This window comes from Bacillus sp. FH (assembly GCF_052216825.1).
In the GTDB taxonomy this organism is placed as follows: Bacteria; Bacillota; Bacilli; order Bacillales; family Bacillaceae_G; genus Bacillus_A; species Bacillus_A paranthracis.
In genome coordinates this window covers 2,667,501-2,668,635 of record NZ_JBQOUU010000001.1, presented here as the reverse complement: position 1 = coordinate 2,668,635, position 1,135 = coordinate 2,667,501, and the positions used below count along the sequence as shown (strand labels likewise).

Below are 1,135 nucleotides of genomic sequence, written 5' to 3'. Positions count from 1 at the left end.
TTCCTTAACCAGAGTTCTCGCACACCTTAGGATTCTCTCCTCGCCTACCTGTGTCGGTTTGCGGTACAGGCACCTTTTATCTCGCTAGAAGCTTTTCTTGGCAGCGGGGAACTCAAAGATACTTCGCTCCATAAGGCAGAGCTTCCCCATCACAGCTCAGCCTTTACGATAAGCGGATTTGCCTGCTTATCAGCCTAACCGCTTGGGGACGTGCACAACCAATCGCACGCTTCTTCTATCCTTTGCGTCCCTCCATCGCTCAAACGATAAAGAGGTGGTACAGGAATATCAACCTGTTGTCCATCGCCGTACGCCTGTCGGCCTCGGCTCAGGCTCCTGACTAACCCTGAGCGGACGAGCCTTCCTCAGGAAACCTTAGGCATTGGCTGGAACGGCATTCTCACCCGTCTTTCGCTAAAACTCATACCGGCATCGTCTCACTTCGGTAAGCACTCCACCAGTCCTTCCGGTCTGACTTCACTGTCCTTAGACACGCTCCCCTACCACTGATACCATTCGGTATCAATCCGCAGCTTCGGTGGTGTATTTAAGCCCCGTACATTTTCGGCGCAGAGTCACTCGACTAGTGAGCTATTACGCACTTCTTCAAATGGTGGCTGCTCTCGAAGCCAACATCCTAGTTGTCTGAAGCAACTCCACATCCTTTTCCACTTAATACACACTTTGGGACCTTAGCTGGCGGTTTCTCTGGGCTGTTTCCCTTTTGACTACGGATCTTATCACTCGCAGTCTGACTCCTAAGGATAAGTCATTGGCATTCGGAGTTCTGACTCAATTCGGTAATCCGATGAGGACCCCTAGTCCAATCAGTGCTCTACCTCCAAGACTCTTACACTTAAGGCTAGCCCTAAGGCTATTTCGGGAGAACCAGCTATCTCCAGGTTCGATTGGAATTTCCTCCGCTACCCACACCTCATCCCCGCACTTTCCAATGCGTGTGGGTTCGGGCCTCCATTCAGTGTTACCTGAACTTCACCCTGGACATGGGTAGATCACCTGGTTTCGGGTCTACGACCACGTACTAAACGCCCGATTCAAGCACCCGCTCTTCGCTGCGGCTCCGCCTCTTCAGCTTAACCTCGCACGGGATCGTAAACTCGCCGGGTTCATTCTA

1 rRNA gene (running past one end of the window) is annotated in these 1,135 nt (G+C 52.1%); it reads right to left on the bottom strand.

Features of this window, described 5'->3' with window-relative positions:
- Positions 1-1,135, bottom strand: a 23S ribosomal RNA gene (locus tag ACTT1L_RS14050) (its annotated part continues 614 nt past the right edge of the window); the annotation flags it as partial.